The sequence below is a fragment of the Sphingomonas sp. IW22 genome, from assembly GCF_041321155.1.
In the GTDB taxonomy this organism is placed as follows: Bacteria; Pseudomonadota; Alphaproteobacteria; order Sphingomonadales; family Sphingomonadaceae; genus Sphingomonas.
The window spans coordinates 1-17,314 of the sequence record NZ_JBGGWB010000003.1 but is presented as its reverse complement, the minus strand read 5'-3'; the positions used below and the strand labels follow the sequence as shown (position 1 = coordinate 17,314).

Below are 17,314 nucleotides of genomic sequence, written 5' to 3'. Positions count from 1 at the left end.
CACAGTTGCTAGCCCGAGTTCGAACAGCCGGTTGCCGCGCGCGGATTGCAGGTAATATTGCCGCTTGGGCGTCGCGCGACTGACCAGCTCGATCTGGCGATCATTGAGACCGAACCGCACATAGGCTTCGCGGCTTTGCGGCTCGATCGCACGGTCGTTCGGCAGCAAGATGCGCTGTGGGCAGCTTTCGATGATAGCTGGAGCGATGCTGCTCGATGCGATGTCGGCAAGGCTTTGCGTCGCGAACAGGACCGCAACATTCTTCTTGCGCAGCACCTTCAGCCATTCGCGGATGCGCGCGGCGAAGAGCGGGTGATCGAGGAAGATCCAGGCTTCGTCGAGCACCAGCAAGGTCGGTCGCCCGTCGAACCGCTCCTCCAATCGGTGGAACAGATAGGTCAGCACGGGCGCGACCACCCCGACCTGGCCCATCAAAGCCTCGGTCTCGAAGCATTGCACGTCGGCGAACGCGAGATGCTGTTCGGCGGCGTCCAGCAACCGGCCGTAGGGACCGTCCAGCGTGTAGGCACCGAGCGCGGTGCGCAGGGGATTGGACTGGAGCAAGAGCGCGAGGCCGGTCAGGGTCCGCTCTTCTCGCAATCCCATTGGCAACTAGCCTTTTCGCGTCGTCGCGCCGCAGACGGGCATCGGCGAGGCTGATCTGCGGCCAGCCGCCGAGGTGGAGCGACTTCTGCCTGTCGAGAAAACGGTATCGGAAGCGCCAGAGCTTCGATCCGCTCGGTTGGATGATGAGATAGAGGCCTTGAGAATCGGAAAGGCTCCAGGCCTTCTCTCTCGGCTTGGCGGCATTGATCTGGATGTAGGTCAGCATGGTCGTTTTCCCAGCAAAGCCGGGTCGATCCGAGAGCCCCAAAAAAGAGCCGCATTTTGTGGCTGCTGCTGGTGCTCTTAGCCGGATGTCGCCGGACGGTGTCTGGCGATTTTCGGTCGAAAAATGCTGTGAAACCAGCCGCTCACTGGACGCTGCTGGACGTATCCAGAGCCAGTATTGGTGCCAGAAGAACACTCTCATCGGACAGCCAAGCGGCTCATCCCTCCCCCCCGTAAATCAGGAGTGGAAATTTACCAAAACCAATAATAGCACCAACACATCACTTGGAAAAGGGCGGGCAATTTTGGAAACGGTGCGGCCTCAGCAGAGCATTGCGGCGTTCGTGTTCGCTACGACCTGACGGGATTTCTATTCCGGCAACCACATCGCTATACTGTACGTCATCGAACGCGATGGCCGCGTTGGAAACGTCAGAGCCGATTCATGCCGATCCGGTTTCCGCGGTCCGTTGGGTCGATGGTGCGGTGGTCGTTGCCATCCCTTCGCCGGATAATCAGAGCTTTCAGCAGAGATTCTGCCACGATCTGTCGACCGGAAAAACTGGGCAAGTATTTTGCGATGTTTATCTCCCTGCTGGCACTACATGAGGATCGGCAACTCGCCTTGAGCCAATGGCAGCGTGCATCTCCCGCCATCTTCCATATTGGCCCGGATCGACGGGATCGCTTTGCTCGATCCCGTTCAGCCAATAGTCGAACCATTGGATGCTGCGCCGATAAATGGCCAACCGATGTGCCGGTTGCCACTTGATATGGTGCTCGCCCGGAAAAATATAGAGGTCGACCGGCGTCCCTGCTTCGCGCAGCGCGGTGAAGGGCGTCACTGCCGTGACATATTCGTCATCGACTTGCCATAGCAGGGGTGTTCGCATGCGTTGCGCGCCGCGCGTCAGGGAGATACGGCTCCAGAATTCCGGTGCCGGGTCAAGGATCGCGGGATAACCCATGGCCCGAAACTCGCGAGTTGCGGCTGGCCCGACAAAGCCATTATAGTTCGGTTCAAAGCTGCCGCTGCCGCTGGCAGCCGCGGCAAAGACATTGCTGTTGAGCAGCGCGTATTGGAGGCTGGATGCGCCATCGCTGAGCCCCGTGATCCCCAAGCGTGCAGGATCGGCTATGCCGCGAGCGATGACCTGCTGCAAAGCCAGCATGGTGCCCTCGTGGACACTGCGTCGATCGGCGAAGTCGTTCGCTAGGTTTAGACGGTCGAGCTCGATCGGATCCGTGGCACCGCTCTGCCTGCCCACTGATCGCGGCCGATTCACGCTCAGGACGGCAAAACCGCGGCTTGCAAATGCGTGAACGGGATATTCGTCTCCGGTTCCTCCACGCAGGAAGCCACGGCTTTCATACTGGACGACGATAAGTGGATAGTGCCGACCCGGCCTATAGCCGATGGGAAGGACAAGGTCGGAATAGGATTCGATGCCGAAGCTGTTGCGCACGCGCAGCCGCTCGACACGGCCCGTCTGCAGGATCCTAAATTCCGGATTGGGATCAAAGACACCGCGTATCGTCCGCGCCTTCGGATCGAAGTCCACCAGTCTTCGAGGCTGCGCCGCGGCCTCGTGCAGGCACAGGAAGGTTGCGCCGCGCGGCTGGCACTCGGCCAAAACCTCTTCGGTCTCGTAGAGACGGCGCACGTGACCACTTTGTGGCGACCATTCGTAGATACCCGTTCCGCCACGGCCCCAGCCTTCGCGTCGGAAATAGCGAACGACGGTGCTGTTGGGCGACCAGGAGGGATTGCTGAGTTCGCCTCGACACGCCGGCGCAGCACACGCAATGACCTGCCCGGATGCAATCTCGGCCTTTAGTCCAAGCGTCCATGCCGACGTCTTGTCGGGCTCGATCCAGGTCGCTCGTCCAGACGGTGACCGGTCCATCGCGGTTGCCGAAGGGGCACCGGAAGGTGTGGGATTGATGAGCGCGATCTCTGCCGGCCCCGCTTCGCGTAGATCGCCGGTTGCCAAATCCTGGACAAAATACTCTTGGCTGACGGGCGTCGGCGGGAAAGGCCGGTTGCCCGCAATTGGTGAATATCGATCATCATAGTGGAAACCTGACAGTGCTTCCCGCTCGATCCGTGCGCGCGCTTCCTGCAGGCCCGGCCGCGTCACGAGCAACAGCGAATGGCCGCCCGGCGTGATCCGGAAATCTTCCACATCGGTATCGATCCTAGAAAGCGGTGCACTGCCGCCTCCCGACGTATCCGCGCGCCAGACCTGCGTCCGTCCGCCGACGCGCTTCAGGAATGCGACCCATCGACCATCGGGCGACCAACGCGGAGCAATCGGCAAGGCCACGCCCGTCGGAAACGCAGCCTTGCCGCGAAAGTCGAAGCTGTAGCGGATCAGTTCCCCGCCCGAATCGATGATCCGTGGTGGACCCGGACGGGAAAGATCGAGAACGACCATCGCCAGACAGTAATTGTTGGTTTCCGCAATCGCCTGACGCAACTGGAATGCCGCCTTGGACCGATCTGGAGAAAGCGCGACAACGCCAGATCCGGGAAAGTAAATATCCGGCACGCCGATATCCCGGAGGCGCACGAGATCCTCAGGAGCGACGGGCCGAACCGAAGGATGAGCGAGCGTCGCGCGCGGCAGAATATCCTGGCATGGCAAGGGCTGGGTTTGAGCATGCGCTTCTGGTGCAGGATACACAAACGCCGTGACGCACAGTGTCGCCAGCAAGAGCCTTACCATTTTTTGGCGATCGTGAGGCTGATCACGCGCCCGGCAGCCGACTGATTGGTCGAATCGTAGGGCGGATCGATGAGGCTGCTATTCCTGATCGGGCTTGGCGCCTGGTTGAACAGATTCGAGACAGCCACTGTCGCCTCGATGCCTTGCGCAAGGCCGGCGCTTTCCGTCGACCGCAGCCGCGCGACAAGATCGACCGTCGTAAATGAGCGCACCGGCTCGGCGGGTGTGTAGCGCGTGTCGCTTGTACCACCGACATGGTTCACAAACGCTGAGACGGTAACGTTATCGCGCCTGTAGATCCCTCCGCCGCGGGCGCGCCAATGTGGCGAGTTAAAAATCGTGCCGGCCAGATCTACCACTGGATTGAGCGGCGTCAGTTGCTGATCGCTTTCGAGATAGCTTGCCGATGCGATAAGCTGCAGTGTTTCGCTCGGACCGATGTCCATCCTGTAGTCGGCGGAAAGATCGACACCCTGAATGGCCTGCCGCGCCGCGTTGCGCAGACGATTGTCTACGATGGCGGCCACGAGCGATGGTGAATAGGCGACGGACGACAGGTTGGTGACGCCGTTGGTTGCAGCCGCCACGGCGGCTGCGATCTGGGCGAGAGTGGGATTGTAGGTCAGCAGGTCGGCGTTGGCCGGGTTTGAAAAAGCGCTCGTCGAACTGGTTGCCGGCGTGACGACCCGGTCCTTGAACTGGATGTTGAAATAGCTCGCCTGCAGGGTAAGGCCGTTCACCGGTCGCACTTCGATCGATGCGGTCCAGTTTGTTGCGCGTTCCGGCCTTAGCCCGGCGTTGCCGCCCGACAGAAGCAGGACATATTGGTCGGCCGGAAAGTTCGGAAAATAGTACCCGGGTGCGAAGATCGCCTCGGTTGCCTGAAATTCCTGGAAAAGGGTCTGCGCCTTGAACGACCGACCCCACGTACCGCGAAGCGTAATATCGCGAACTGGTCGATAGACGATGCCCAGCTTCGGAACCAGAACGTCACCGACGCCCCGGTAATTTTCGTAGCGAAGCGCACCGCTTAGATCGAGGCTCTCGACCAGAGGGAGGCGGTTCGCCTGTCCGACGAGCGGGACCGACAACTCCCCATAGCCAAAATAGATTTGCCGGCTATTCGATGTGTCGGATGTTGTTGTGGTTGTTCCGCCGCTGGTCTGCTGGATCAAAACGTCCAAACCAACGCGACGGTAGCCGCCGCCGACAGCAAGCCGGACGTCACTTGCCGGAAGATTAAACAGCGGACCTTCGCCAGTCGCTTCCAATGCATCGATGCTGTTGTCGTAGGCGAGACCGGTTCTCGTCGTCAGCACGCCGGCACTGAATGCCCGCGTGTCGATGTCGACATTGCTACGGCCGTGCGTGCCGCTCAGCGATGCCTGCCAACGGCCGGGAAGCGCAAAGCGCAGGGTCGGCGTGATGGTATAGCTCGTCGTGTCGACGTGCGGCACGTTGCCCAACGTGAAGGCGCTGCTGGTCGTCGTGTACGGGAAGCGCGTCTCCGCGCTGCGATCAGCGAATTGGCCATCCAGTTCGAGAGTAGCACCATTGCTCAACTGCTGGTGGCCCGCCAAGATTACGCTCACCTGCTCGCGCGCCGGAACCAGTGTTTGGCTGTCGTCGAGATTGCGCGTGTAGTCGCGGTCGCGCGCGTTGATGGCGGTGATGTCCGAATAATCCAGCACGCCCATGAAGCCGCCCGAACCCCAGTGCGTACCGCCGACAAGATCATATTGCTGCTGAAAGTTGCCGCCGTCGGTCGAGCCGGCGATGCGGGCCGAGGTATAAAGGCCAGTAAAGTCGCGCCGCAGGATGACGTTGGCGACGCCGGCTACCGCGTCTGAACCGTAGAGGGCGGACGCGCCGTCGGTGACGATCTCGACCCGTTCGATGGCCACGACGGGAATAGCCGAGATGTCTACGCCCTGTCCGATCCCGTCATAAGAGGTGCGATGGCCGTTGATGAGGGTCAGCGTGGCATCCGCTCCGAGGCCACGCAGATTCAGCGAGGATGATGAGGTCAAATTGTTCTGGCGCCCCTGGTTGCCGCCACCGGCGACTGTCGGGTTCTGCCCGCCATTATAATTCTGCGTTAGGTTGCGCGCGAAGCTACCCAGATCATCGATACCCTGGTCCTGAATGCGTTCGCGCGTCGTCACCACCATCGGAGATGGTGATTGGACACCGCGAATGCGTGTTCCGGTCACCAGGATGTCAGCGCTCTCGTTGCCCGCCGGGGCGCTGCCGTCCTCCGCTTCCCCCGGGCCAGTGCCCTGAATGGTGATGATGCCGTTCGTTCCCAGCGGGGACGCCTTCAGGCCCGTCCCTTCGAGCAGACGGCGCAGTGCCTCCTCGACCGAATAGCTACCACGAACCGCATTGGTGCGCTTTCCGCGAACGGCGCTCCCACTGGCGACAATCTGAATGCCGGCCTGTTTTGCGAATGTTGGAATGCCGCGCAATGCCGGCTGGGCGGGTACATCGAACGTCCGCGTTTGCGCCATCGCCGGGCTGGCGCTCACCATGATCACGAGCGCTGCGCCGCTCGCCATCAACTGTTGCTGCACTGAAAGTCCGAATTGTCCCCGCATTTGTTATCTCCCCCGCCCGCATTGAGTGCGGCCGATGAAAACAAGACGGTCGGGCGATTTCTTTCCGATGGTGGCAGTCAAAAAAAGTTCATCAATCACCGAGACAGGTGAATGCTGTCGCCCTCGATCGTCATTTTCGCCGCCATCGTCGCTTCGATGGCTTGACCGAACCCCTCCGGTTGATCGACGCGGAAATAGCCGACCAGCGACTCTCGGCCCAAGGCCGGCGTATCGATCACGATCTTGTGTGCGTTATAGCGGTTCAGTTCGGCAACGGCATAATCGAGGCTCTCACCATTGAGCGCCAGTTCCCCGGTGCGCCAGGATAAGGCCCGGTCGATCATATTGCCGGCCGATGTGACCTTGATTGGCTTGGCATCGTCGGCCACGAAGCTTTTCGACCCGGCGGCGATCCGGGTGCGTTGGTCTTCATGGCCGTCCACCCAGGCTTCAACCACGCCTTCGGTGACAAGCACGTCGGCACCATCATCACGTCGGCGAACGGAAAAGGCCGTGCCAACCGCCTGCACCCGGACCTTGCCCGCTTCGACGACGAAGGGGCGGCTCTTGTCATGCGCGACCTGAAACCAGGCTTCGCCGTCGTTCAACCGCACACCGCGGCGCTTGTCCGCCATGACCACCGCCACGTCGCTGGCGGTGTTGACCGAAGCCACCGAGCCGTCCGGTAGCGGCACACGCCGGATCTCGCCCAATGCCGTCCTGATCTCGATCTGCGCGGGCCGTGTCAGGACCAATCCGGCGACACCGGCTGCCGTCAGTCCCGCAAGCGAGCTTCCACCGATCAGGAAACGACGGCGCGCCCAGCTAGGCGCTTCATCGTCATTCGATGTTTCGACAAGCGTTTCCGCCAGCGCGCGACCGCGATCCAGATAGGCAAGCGCTGCCTCGGCGCGCAGCAATGCGCCTTGCCGCCGCTCGTCGGCACGCAGCCAGTCGTCAAGCGCCTGCTCCTCCGCAGAGGTCAGCGCTCCTTCGCCGAGCCGGATCGCCCAGCGCGCGGCGTCGTCATCATTCATTGCGCTGCTCGTCACGTTCACTCTCTTTCCTGTTCCCTCGCGGTGACGGCATCGCTTCGACGCTCTCTCCCGCGATTGCTTTCAGTATCAGCTTGAGGCCGCGTATCGCCTGTGCCTCCACCGTATGTTCCGGAACGCCGAGCCGTTCGGCGATCTCACGCTGCGGCACACCTTCGATCCGGCGCATCTCGAAAATCACCCGGCACCGCTCGGGCAATTCCGCGATCAGCCGCCGGACCCGCTCCAGTTCCTGGCGTGCACCGGCCCGGCGTTCCGGGCCGGGATCGTCGTCGGCCAGCGCTAGCGTGTCCGCTTCGGTCAGGCTGTCGATCCGCACGATGCGGTTATGCCGGATGCGATCGAGCAGCACGGATCTGGCGGTCGAGAAGAAATAGGCGCGGCCACTGCGGATGTGCGAGACATCGTCGAGCCGGGCGATCTTCACATAGGCGTCCTGGAGGATATCCCCGATCTCGTCTTCCGGCACGGCCATTCGCCTGAGCCTGGCGCGCAGATCTGCCTCGTGGGGAACCACATGGCTCCCCACCCAGGCGACAATCTCGCGCCGGTTTCGCGTCACATCAGTGGATCCATTCGCTAATCCCGTCTGCCATCATACTCCAAGACGACCGGGGGTTGCATTTCCGATGCCTGCTCCCGAAAACTTTCTCGATGCATCCGCGCATTGCACATTTGTGACCTCAGTATCGGAAACACTCCCACCGATCGTCTGGATGATAACGAATTACAAAAGGGGCGCCGCACAAGCGCGCCGGAGGGGTTGGCCTTGAGCCTCCCGCATCCTGTGAGATGCGCGGCATAGCCGCACCACATATTGCCGACTCCTGCGCCATACCATCATCATTACTTCTGTTGAATATATTCCGTGCCGACCTGCATTGCGCGAGAAGGCAGTGGTGCGTTCTTCTTGCGCCGGCGGATGGGTGGCTAGCGATGCCCATTCACCGCATCGTGGAGCAGTTCTCGATCGTATCGGCGCGATGCACGGACGTGTGAGACCTGTTCTCCAACACCAAGACTGCGGTGCGGGAGCTGGGGTTCGACCGGCTGGCCATGGTCCATGGGGTGTGGTTCCGGCGCTCGAACCGTCGGCTGATCCGCATCGACAATTTCGGCGACTTCGCCGATCTGTTCATCAATCGGCACTATTATCGCAACGATCCGGCACTGCTCGCCATCAATCACCGAGCGGTGCAAGGCGAAGCCGAGATCAAAGCTGTCAACCGGCGGCGATGCAGCCGTTCGCACATCGGTTCGAAGGAACGTCACTCCTTCAGCGCCATCGACCGGATGGCCTCGAACCCAGCACCGAGCAAGCCCGCGTTCGTCACCTGCTGCATTCTTGAGACGTCGCACCGCGCGGGAGGATGGCGCCGATGATGCGACAGACGTCGGCGAAGGTCAGCTCCAACGTGTCGGACATGATATTCTTTCTTTCAGCGCCGGAGGAAGGCACCCAGCGTTGCTTAAGTCCGCCGCTTTGGACTGTCACTTTGCTAGCGATGAGCGACGGGCCGGTCGCGTGCCGCGCGACGATCATGGCATGAACTGATCTCCCGGTGACATAGGAGCATCTCGCCGGGGGGAAAGCCGCATCCAATCGGGAAAGCCGGACGCGCCCTTACGCGCCGCCATTGGCGGTTACATCCCCTGTGCGTCGAGAAGAGCAGCGCGCGCCTCCGTACCTGCCGCGCCGTCCCATCATCCCCCAATTCCGCTGGCGATCCCTTGCAGCCGCGCATCGGAGGACAACCTACATGGACGACGAGGCTATTGACCGCTTGGTCCCCGTCCAAAAGTTACATGTCTGAGACAGACGGATTGCGTCATGATGCGGTTGGAACATTCCGTTTCAATCGCGAGGGGGAGCGAATCCGGGAGCATCGGCATCGAGTGGTACGATGAAGCCCCAAATGTGGGACGTGGAGTGATTGCCCATGCGACACGACGCTCAGATCAAGGCCATGGTGAAAGAGATCGGCCGGTCATCCGTTAACGTTTCCCTCTGCAAGTCGATCATCACTGCGAGGAAAACGCTGACGAGGGAGTTCGGCTCGCTCTGCTCCGATCCGGCGAGCGATATGCTGCTCGACCTCTATCGGCGCGAAAACCAGGGGCTCAAGACCTCCCTCACGAGCTTGTGGCGTGCGACACCGGCGTCGGAGATGACCGCCCGTCATTGCCTCGCCGTGATGGAGGAGCGTGGTGATTTCCATCATACTCGATGGTCCACTTGAAAGGGGGCAGCTCAGCTAGCGCACGTAAAATGCACTTTATGGAATGGCCCGCCCCTTTTCCTCGACCTCGGGTAAGATTTCGGTTTCAGAAAAGGAAGGGAGTAACAAAATGGCTACTACGATCCTCGGGATTGATCTTGGCAAAAACGCGTGCAGTGTCGTCGGCGTTGACGCGCACGGCTCGGTGGTGATCCGCCGGTCGATGCGTCGCCAGACCATGATCGACTATATGGCGAAGCTTCCAACCTGCGTGGTGGCGATGGAAGCTTGCTGCGGCGCGCACCATCTGGGTCGGATGTTTGCCGCGCAGGGACACGAGGTTCGGTTGATGTCGCCAGAGTATGTTCGCCCTTATGTTAAAGCGCAGAAGAACGACGACCGGGACGCCGAAGGAATCGCGGAAGCTGCTTCTCGACCAACGATGCGCTTCGTGAGTCTCAAGAGCCAGGAGCAATTGGACATTCAGACACCGCACCGGGTTCGTTCGCGATTAGTCGCAGAGCGGACCAACCTCATTAACCAGCTCCGGGCGATCCTGTTGGAACGGGCGGTGATCTTCCCGACCGGCCGGCGCAAGCTCGAGCTAGGGATCGACGCTTTGCTCTCCGATGAGAAGACCGAACTGTCTTGCCGCATTCGCCAGTTGGTACAAGATTTGCGCGCCGAATGGAGAGAGCTTAATGCGAGGATCGCCGCGTTCAACAGCGAGTTCGTCGAGTTGGCACGTAGCGACGCAACGATGCGCCGGCTAACGACGATCCCGGGCGTGGGGGTTCTGAACGCGACAGCACTGGTCGCGGCCGTAGGTGATGGTAGCAGTTTCGCAAGGCCTCGGGATCTTGGTGCTTGGCTTGGTCTCGTCCCGCGCCAGCACACTACTGGAGGCAAGCCGCGACTGTTTGGCATCTCCAAGCGCGGCAACACCTATTTGCGCACCCTGCTGATTCACGGCGCCCGCGCGGCACTCCCGTCACTATCTTCAAGCGACACTGCGCTTGGCCGCTGGCTGAAAGGGATGATTGACAGGGGCGCGCATCGTAATACCGTGGTGGTTGCGCTGGCCAACAAGCTGGCGCGGATTGCTTGGGTGGCCTTGCGCAAGGAAAAAACCCTTCGACCGCAACTACTGCGCCGCAGGCTGACGAAATCGGCTACGCGCACCACGCGGGTAGCCCAACGAGGTTTGCAGGAAGGATCGCAAAGATGGCCTGACAGTCAATCGGCATTCGGAAAGCCCGGCACACGAAATGGCATCTTAATGCCGCGCACTTTATGAGGCTCCGAATGTGCGGATGTCCATCTTGGCCATGGGTTAGCCCATGAGACCGTATACGTTGACGCAGACTGATCAGAACACCGTAAAATTCTCTTGCAGACGGGGCGGGCCATACGTTCGTGTAGTCAGTCATGTTCGACGTATCGCTCCGGTGAGGGCCGCCTTGCGGTGATGGGCTGATATTTCGAGATGGCACCGGTGCAAGCGCCGGTGTTTGCACCGATACTATGGACGGTGCGATGAGCCAGATCACAGTAATTTCGGGGCCGGAGCGGCGGCGCGTATGGACCGATCAGCAGAAGCGTGAGCTGGTCGCTGCGGTTTCGGCGCCCGGTGCGAACGTGGCGGAGATTGCCCGCCGTGCTGATCTGCGGCCGAACCAGATCTACAGATGGCGGCGGCAGATGGGGCAGGCAGCCCCAGGCTTTGCAGAAGTGCAGGTGCAGTCCGATCCGATGCCAGTGAGCGGATCGGCGATCATCGTGGAGTTCGAACGGGCGATCGTGCGTATTCCCGCTGGCGCATCGCCCGGGCTGGTGTCGACAGTGCTGCGGTCGGTCAAGCCGTGATCCCAGTCCCCTCCGGCGTTCGGATATGGATCGCGACGGGGCACACAGACATGCGGCGCGGCATGCGCAGCCTTGCCCTGCAGGTGCAGCAGAGTTTCGGACGTGATCCCTTCGCCGGCGATCTCTACATTTTCAGGGGACGTCGCGGCGACCTCTGCAAGATTATCTGGCATGACGGCGTTGGCATGTCGCTTTATGCCAAGCGTCTCGAGCGCGGGAAGTACATCTGGCCCTCGGCCGTGGACGGAGTGATTGCCATTTCCCCCTCGCAGATGGCCTGTATGCTGGAGGCGATCGACTGGCGTAATCCGCAGGCCACATGGCGCCCGACATTGGCCGGATAAAAGCCCCGGCATGACCTAAGAAGCTAGGGATTCCGGTGCTTTTCGGCTATGCCTTCGGCCATGGGGACCGAGGCGCAAGCAGAGATCGACAGCCTTCGCGAGCGGCTTGCCGCTGCCGAGGCTGTCGCCGCTGAAGTCGCCCGCATCAAGGCCATCAACGCCGACCTGGAAGCCCGTAACGCCCTTCTCGAACTGCAGAATGAGAAGATGCGTCGTACCCTTTTTGGCCAGCGATCCGAACGCACGCGCCATCTGCTCGACCAGATGGAACTGACCTTCGAGGAGTGCGAGACCGCTGCCAGCGAAGATGAGCTTCTGGCTGCCCTGGCAGCGGCGAAGACCAACGTCGCGCCGTTCGAGCGCAAGCGTCCCGCGCGCAAGCCCTTGCCTGAGCATCTGCCGCGCGAGCGCGTTGTCATCGCCGCGCCCGATGCCTGCCCCTGCTGTGGCTCGGAACGGCTGTGCAAGCTGGGTGAGGATATCACCGAGACGCTCGAGGTCGTGCCGCGCCAGTGGAAGGTGGTCCAGACCGTGCGGGAGAAGTTCTCCTGCAGGGATTGCGAGAAGATCACCCAACCGCCGGCGCCGTTCCACGTCACCCCCCGCGGGCTCTTTGGCCCCAGCTTCCTGGCGATGCTGCTGTTCGAGAAGTTCGGCGCGCATCAACCGCTCAACCGCCAGCGCGATCGCTATGCCCGCGAGGGCGTAGAGCTGAGCCTTTCCACCCTGGCCGATCAGGTTGGTGCCTGCACCGCCGCGTTGATGCCGCTCTATCTGTTGATCGAAGCCCATGTCCTTGCCGCTGAGCGGCTGCATGGCGACGATACGACGGTGCCGGTGCTGGCCAAGACCAAGACCGATACGGGCCGGATCTGGACCTATGTTCGGGACGACCGACCTTTTGGCGGACCAGCGCCGCCCGCGGCGATCTTCCATTATTCCCGCGACCGGCGGGGCGAACATCCTGTGAGTCATCTACGCAGCTGGAGAGGCATTCTCCAGGCCGATGCCTATGCCGGCTACAATGCGTTGTTCCATGCCGACCGCCTGCCGGCGCCGCTGACCCGCGCCCTGTGCTGGAGCCATGCGCGCCGTTATTTCTTCGAGCTGGCCGATGTCGCCGCGCAGCTCAAGAAGCGCCGCAAAAAGGCCGTCATCTCGCCGCTGGCGGTGGAAGCGGTCCGCCGTATCGACGCGATCTTCGACATTGAGCGCGCCATCAACGGCAAAACGGCACAGGAGCGTCTCGCCCTTCGGCAGGAGCTCAGCGCACCGCTGGTTGCCAATCTGGAAGAATGGATGCGGGAGAACCGGTCAAAGCTATCGAAGAACAGCGATGTGGCCGAGGCCGTGGATTATATGCTCAAGGCATGGCCGGCCTTCGCCGCCTTCCTCGAAGATGGCCGGATCTGCCTCTCGAACAACGCGGCGGAACGCGCGCTCAGATGTATAGCCCTGGGCAGAAAATCATGGCTATTCGCCGGTTCAGACCGCGGCGGCCAGCGCACCGCCTTCATGCTGAGCCTCATTGGCACGGCGAAGCTCAACGACATCGATCCGCAGGCTTGGCTTGCCGACGTGCTCAGCCGCATCGCCGACATCCCCCAGAACCGTCTCCATGAACTGCTTCCCTGGAACTGGAAAGCCGATCATCAGAGGGCTCCGGTAGAGGAGCTGGCAGCCTGATGCAGCGGAACAAGGTCTACGCAGTGACAACCCTCGCGAAAGTCGCCCAAGAATGGGAGGAAAGCGAGGACCTGCTCCACGAGCTCACCGAGCAAATGGACACCGAAGACGGCGTTATCTGGGTTTACAGCGTCGAAGAGCATGCGGTGCTGGCCCTGTCCGAAGACGGCATCGAGTGCCTTCGCGACCTACTCGGCGAGCATAAACACGATCACCAGTAGCCCGCGGTCTTCACCGAATGCCTACTGTTCGACCGCGCTGCGCTCGATATCACCAAGCCCGCACGGCCGTTGCCCGAAATCCCCGCCGACAAGTCCGATCCTCTCGAACTGTCAGTCCCGACGGAATTCGTCCTTTAGCGCTATAACACTAAGATCTGAGCGAGATACCGCCGGGCCCTCAATGAAGCTTCAGCCTTGGACGCACAAAGCGATTAAACTGCCCGATCACAATCAGACCCATCCCCTTTAGCCAGCCATGGACCGCGATGAGATGCATGCGATAGAGAGACAGATATATGAAGCGTGCAATACGGCCTTCGACTGCAAGGTTACTGCCCACCAGATTACCCATCAACGAACCCACGGTCGAAAACCGGCTTAAAGACACCAGAGAGCCATGGTCCCTGTAGACGAATGGCATCAATGGCTTTCCGTCCATCAGCCGCACAAGATTGCGGAAGACCATCGACGCCATCTGATGGGCAGCCTGGGCACGCGGCGGCACGGGCCGGGTTTCGCCCGGGAGCAGGCAGAATGCGCAATCACCCATGGCGAAGATCCGCTCGTCGGTTTGGGTTTGCAAGGAGGGTTTGACGCAAATCTGCCCGGACGGGGCAAGTTCGAGCCCATCCAGTCCACCTGAGATCGGGGCAGCCTTGACGCCTGCAGCCCAGACTTGCAGATCCGCCGGGATGACTTCGCCGCCAAGTGTCGCAATGCCGTCAAGCGTGGACGCAGTAACCTTGGTTCCGGTCAAAACCCGGACACCAAGCACTTCAAGCTCACGATGTGCCGCCGCCGCGATACGTTCGGGCAGGGCAGGGAGGATCCGCGGACCTGCCTCGATGAGAGTGACCTCCAGGCGCGAGCCGTCAAACACCTCCAGCCCATAATAGCCCAGCGCCTCGGCAGCATTGAAGAGTTCGGCCGCCAGTTCGACTCCGGTGGCGCCGGCGCCCACGATAGCGATACGAACGCGCGCATCGCTTTTTGGGTTACCCATCATCGTGCGCGAAACCCGCAGACAATGATCTAGCAGGCGGTCACGAAATCTGTCCGCGTCGACGCGGCTGTCGAGAAATGTGCAGTTCTCGGCCACGCCAACTGTACCGAAATCATTCGTCACCGAACCATAGGCGAGCACGAGATAGTCGTAGCGGATGGAATGAGCCGCTATGATTTCCTTGCCGGTGTCGTCATGAATTGGGGCCAGGTGAACCTGCCGGGCTGTGCGATCGATCGATGCCAGCGTCCCGTGAAAGTAGCGATATCCCCATCTATGGCAGTGGCTGCGGTAGCCGACTTCATCCATATTGGCGTCCAGCGAACCGGTGGCCACTTCGTGGAGCAGAGGTTTCCAGATATGCGTGCGGCTTCGTTCAACGAGGATGATGTCGTGCTTCTTTCGACCATAGCGAGCGCCCAGTTTGGTTGCGAGTTCCAATCCTGCCGCGCCCCCGCCCACGATAACGATTTGCGTCTTCTCCGCTGTCATGGGCAGTTCCTTCACGCATTGTTCGAAACAAGGGGCAGCCCGGCCAATATGCACGTCATCATGACGCCTGTTGCCGCTTAACGAGGACGGCCAGGTAGTCAGGCAGGCCCCGAGTTTACAGGTTCCTCAGTGGGTCAGTTACTTTTCTATAGAACGTCGCCATATTTGCAGGGAATGTCGATAGGCCTTCCTCACGGATATCATGAAAATGTCATCAGGCCGATCCGTCGTCGGATCGGCCTGGAGCAAGGTTGCGCCACTATATTCGTCAGCGCCTCCGTTCCTGCGGGAGAGCATAGGCGATGACATAGTCCCCCTCCGGCGTCTGCATATAGTGATGGCCACCAGCCATGATCACCAGATACTGGCGACCGTCTACAGAATAGGTCATCGGTGTTGCCTGGCCGCCCGCCGGCAGGACATCACTCCAGACAACCTTGCCGGTCCTGATGTCGATCGCCCGGATCAGATTGTCCGTTGCAGCTGCGATGAACACCAGTCCACCCGCGGTAATAATCGGCCCACCGTTGCTCGGCACGCCGAACGAGATTGGAAGGCCGGTATGCAGGCCGAAGGGTCCGTTCGCTCGTGCTGTTCCGAGCGGGCGCTGCCAGAGAAGCTTGCGAGTATGCATGTTGATGGCGGAGATCATGCCATAGGGTGGCTCGTTGCATAGGACGCCTGTCAGCGGGTTTTGGAAGGTCTCCACCGAAATCGCATATGGGGCGCCGACCTGGGCGCCGGGCCCTTCCGCGGACGGACCGGTGGTCCAGTTCGGATCGTCGAAGGCCTTCACGCCGTTGGCGTCCGCCTTTTTGCGCGGAACCAACTGGTTGTACATCGCGACGATGTTCCAGTTCGCAACCATGATTCCGGACTGGGGATCGTAGGCCAGGCTTCCCCAGTCGGTTCCGCCGTTGTTGCCGGGGAACTCGATCCAGGGCCGGCTGATCGTCGGATTGGTGAACTCGCCATCATAGCGAGCCCTGCGAAACTTGATGCGACAATAGAGCTGATCAAGCGGGGTCATGCCCCACATGACGGCCTCCGTGAGCTTGCCTGCACCCAGCCGCGGCATTCCAACAGACCAGGGCTGTGTCGCGGCGCGCGGGTCATCCTTGACCTCGTTGTAGGCCGGGGCCGGTAGTTCCTTCACACTCGTCAATGGCTTGCCCGAACGCCGGTCCAGAACGAAGGTCTGACCGCGCTTGGTCGGGATCATGAGGGCTGGAACAGCACGTCCGTCGCCCCCGGGGAAATCGAACAGTGTGGCCTGCGACCCCATATCATAGTCCCAAACATCCTTGTGGACGGTCTGGAAGACCCAACGCTGCTTGCCGGTATGCACATCGAGCGCGACAACCGCGGAGGCGACGGCATTCTCTTGCGGAGTACGCAGCGCACTATAATAATCGACCGCCGCATTGCCGGTCGGAACATAGACCAGCCCAAGCTTCTCATCGCCCGTCAGCACGGCCCATGAATTGGGCGTGCCACGACTGTAATCCGGTCCTTTGGGGGGAAGCGCTGTGCCCTCGGGCCGCCTGATATCCCACGCCCACAACAACGCACCGTTATCGGCGTCGTATCCGCGTACGACCCCCGAGGGCGCATCGCGCCGCTGCCCGTCGAGCACTTCCTGGTTCGTGACGATCACGCCATCCACGACGGCAGGTGGCGAGCCCTCCGAAACCATCCCCGGCACAGCACGCCCCATGCCCTGCAACAGATCGACTTCGCCATTCGTGCCGAAACTCTCGCAGGATTTGCCGCTGTTGATGTCAACGGCCAGCAGGCGCCAGCCCTTGACGGCGTCCCGGGATGTCGCGCCGATGATCGTCTCATGGCAAGGCTGGCCTTGCGGGATTTTCTTCGAGACATGATGGCTTAAGCCGCGGCAAACGGCCGCAAAGCGGACATTATCCCAGGAGACACCGGATTCGTGGCGCCATATCTGAGCGCCGGTCCGTGCATCGAGCCGGATGATGTCGTTGAGCGCGGAGCATAAATAGACTCCATCTCCGATTTTCAGCGGTGTCGTCTCCGCCCCGCGAACATTCACCTTTCCCGGCGGAGTGAGGTCGCCGGTCCTAAAGGTCCATGCTTTCTCGAGCATGCCGACATTTACCGGCGTCAACTGGCTGAGTGGCGAGTGTCCGTCGTCAGATGATTTGGCACTTTTGGCGGCGTGATCGAACGGAGAGATCGGCCTCGTCTGGGGGTTGATGTTAGGCGGCGAGCTTGCGGTGAAGCAAGCGCCGATGTTCGATG

General features: G+C 61.1%; 13 protein-coding genes and 3 pseudogenes. 8 read left to right on the top strand and 8 right to left on the bottom strand.

Annotation, left to right across the window (positions count from 1 at the left end; translation table 11 throughout):
• A pseudogene (locus ACAX61_RS13625) lies at positions 1-594 on the bottom strand (TraG/VirB4 family ATPase); the annotation flags it as partial.
• A 61-nt stretch (positions 595-655) separates the two neighbouring features.
• Positions 656-832: pseudogene (locus ACAX61_RS13620) on the bottom strand (integrase arm-type DNA-binding domain-containing protein); the annotation flags it as partial.
• On the opposite strand from ACAX61_RS13620, the gene ACAX61_RS13615 reads away from it, so the two are divergent.
• On the top strand, positions 831-1,193 hold the full coding sequence (locus tag ACAX61_RS13615) for a hypothetical protein (protein WP_370715394.1): 363 nt from the start codon (positions 831-833) through the stop codon (positions 1,191-1,193). The pseudogene ACAX61_RS13620 and the gene ACAX61_RS13615 sit on opposite strands and share 2 nt — an antisense overlap.
• A 222-nt stretch (positions 1,194-1,415) precedes the next feature.
• On the opposite strand, the gene ACAX61_RS13610 is transcribed toward ACAX61_RS13615, so the two are convergent.
• From ACAX61_RS13610 to ACAX61_RS13595, 4 genes are all read right to left on the bottom strand, one after another.
• A complete protein-coding gene (locus tag ACAX61_RS13610) occupies positions 1,416-3,560 on the bottom strand; it encodes an Atxe2 family lasso peptide isopeptidase (protein ID WP_370715393.1) in 2,145 nt (714 codons plus the stop codon).
• Positions 3,554-6,157 carry a TonB-dependent receptor domain-containing protein gene (locus tag ACAX61_RS13605; RefSeq protein WP_370715392.1) on the bottom strand — a complete coding sequence of 868 codons (2,604 nt, stop codon included), beginning with the start codon at positions 6,155-6,157 and terminating at the stop codon, positions 3,554-3,556. Before ACAX61_RS13605 ends, ACAX61_RS13610 begins: the two co-directional genes overlap by 7 nt.
• A 95-nt stretch (positions 6,158-6,252) precedes the next feature.
• Complete coding sequence (locus ACAX61_RS13600; RefSeq protein ID WP_370715391.1) at positions 6,253-7,194, bottom strand: FecR family protein; 942 nt, start codon at positions 7,192-7,194, stop codon at positions 6,253-6,255.
• On the bottom strand, positions 7,187-7,729 hold the full coding sequence (locus ACAX61_RS13595) for an RNA polymerase sigma factor (protein ID WP_370715595.1): 543 nt from the start codon (positions 7,727-7,729) through the stop codon (positions 7,187-7,189). Before ACAX61_RS13595 ends, ACAX61_RS13600 begins: the two co-directional genes overlap by 8 nt.
• Before the next feature lie 509 nt (positions 7,730-8,238).
• On the opposite strand from ACAX61_RS13595, the gene ACAX61_RS13590 reads away from it, so the two are divergent.
• The 7 genes and pseudogenes from ACAX61_RS13590 to ACAX61_RS13560 all read left to right on the top strand — a co-directional run bounded on the left by ACAX61_RS13590 (position 8,239) and on the right by ACAX61_RS13560 (position 13,548).
• Complete coding sequence (locus ACAX61_RS13590; RefSeq protein ID WP_370715390.1) at positions 8,239-8,595, top strand: hypothetical protein; 357 nt, start codon at positions 8,239-8,241, stop codon at positions 8,593-8,595.
• 557 nt (positions 8,596-9,152) lie between these two features.
• Positions 9,153-9,452, top strand: a complete 300-nt coding sequence (locus ACAX61_RS13585; RefSeq protein WP_370715389.1) for a hypothetical protein — start codon at positions 9,153-9,155, stop codon at positions 9,450-9,452.
• 109 nt (positions 9,453-9,561) lie between these two features.
• Positions 9,562-10,551 (top strand): annotated as a pseudogene (locus ACAX61_RS13580) (IS110 family RNA-guided transposase); the annotation flags it as partial.
• A 416-nt stretch (positions 10,552-10,967) separates the two neighbouring features.
• Positions 10,968-11,297 carry an IS66-like element accessory protein TnpA gene (gene tnpA / locus ACAX61_RS13575; protein ID WP_370715388.1) on the top strand — a complete coding sequence of 110 codons (330 nt, stop codon included), beginning with the start codon at positions 10,968-10,970 and terminating at the stop codon, positions 11,295-11,297.
• Positions 11,294-11,641: an IS66 family insertion sequence element accessory protein TnpB gene (tnpB, locus tag ACAX61_RS13570; protein ID WP_030541462.1), complete on the top strand. Its 348-nt coding sequence runs from the start codon at positions 11,294-11,296 to the stop codon at positions 11,639-11,641. Before tnpA ends, tnpB begins: the two co-directional genes overlap by 4 nt.
• 60 nt (positions 11,642-11,701) lie before the next feature.
• Positions 11,702-13,327, top strand: coding sequence for an IS66 family transposase (gene tnpC / locus ACAX61_RS13565; protein ID WP_370715387.1), 1,626 nt, complete (start codon positions 11,702-11,704; stop codon positions 13,325-13,327).
• Positions 13,327-13,548: a hypothetical protein gene (locus tag ACAX61_RS13560; RefSeq protein WP_370715386.1), complete on the top strand. Its 222-nt coding sequence runs from the start codon at positions 13,327-13,329 to the stop codon at positions 13,546-13,548. Before tnpC ends, ACAX61_RS13560 begins: the two co-directional genes overlap by 1 nt.
• A gap of 178 nt (positions 13,549-13,726) precedes the next feature.
• On the opposite strand, the gene ACAX61_RS13555 is transcribed toward ACAX61_RS13560, so the two are convergent.
• Positions 13,727-15,043 carry an NAD(P)/FAD-dependent oxidoreductase gene (locus ACAX61_RS13555; RefSeq protein WP_370715385.1) on the bottom strand — a complete coding sequence of 439 codons (1,317 nt, stop codon included), beginning with the start codon at positions 15,041-15,043 and terminating at the stop codon, positions 13,727-13,729.
• Positions 15,044-15,311: 268 nt separating this feature from the next.
• The coding region (locus ACAX61_RS13550; protein ID WP_370715384.1) for a pyrroloquinoline quinone-dependent dehydrogenase at positions 15,312-17,314 on the bottom strand (2,003 nt) is incomplete at its 5' end.

What these genes read in the sequence shown, in the direction of transcription:
- ACAX61_RS13615 (WP_370715394.1), top strand. Translation starts at nt 831, where the DNA reads ATGGTCGTTTTCCCAGCAAAGCCGGGTCGATCCGAGAGCCCCAAAAAA.
- ACAX61_RS13610 (WP_370715393.1), bottom strand. Translation starts at nt 3,560, where the DNA reads ATGGTAAGGCTCTTGCTGGCGACACTGTGCGTCACGGCGTTTGTGTAT.
- ACAX61_RS13605 (WP_370715392.1), bottom strand. Translation starts at nt 6,157, where the DNA reads ATGCGGGGACAATTCGGACTTTCAGTGCAGCAACAGTTGATGGCGAGC.
- ACAX61_RS13600 (WP_370715391.1), bottom strand. Translation starts at nt 7,194, where the DNA reads ATGAATGATGACGACGCCGCGCGCTGGGCGATCCGGCTCGGCGAAGGA.
- ACAX61_RS13585 (WP_370715389.1), top strand. Translation starts at nt 9,153, where the DNA reads ATGCGACACGACGCTCAGATCAAGGCCATGGTGAAAGAGATCGGCCGG.
- tnpA (WP_370715388.1), top strand. Translation starts at nt 10,968, where the DNA reads ATGAGCCAGATCACAGTAATTTCGGGGCCGGAGCGGCGGCGCGTATGG.
- tnpC (WP_370715387.1), top strand. Translation starts at nt 11,702, where the DNA reads ATGGGGACCGAGGCGCAAGCAGAGATCGACAGCCTTCGCGAGCGGCTT.
- ACAX61_RS13560 (WP_370715386.1), top strand. Translation starts at nt 13,327, where the DNA reads ATGCAGCGGAACAAGGTCTACGCAGTGACAACCCTCGCGAAAGTCGCC.
- ACAX61_RS13555 (WP_370715385.1), bottom strand. Translation starts at nt 15,043, where the DNA reads ATGACAGCGGAGAAGACGCAAATCGTTATCGTGGGCGGGGGCGCGGCA.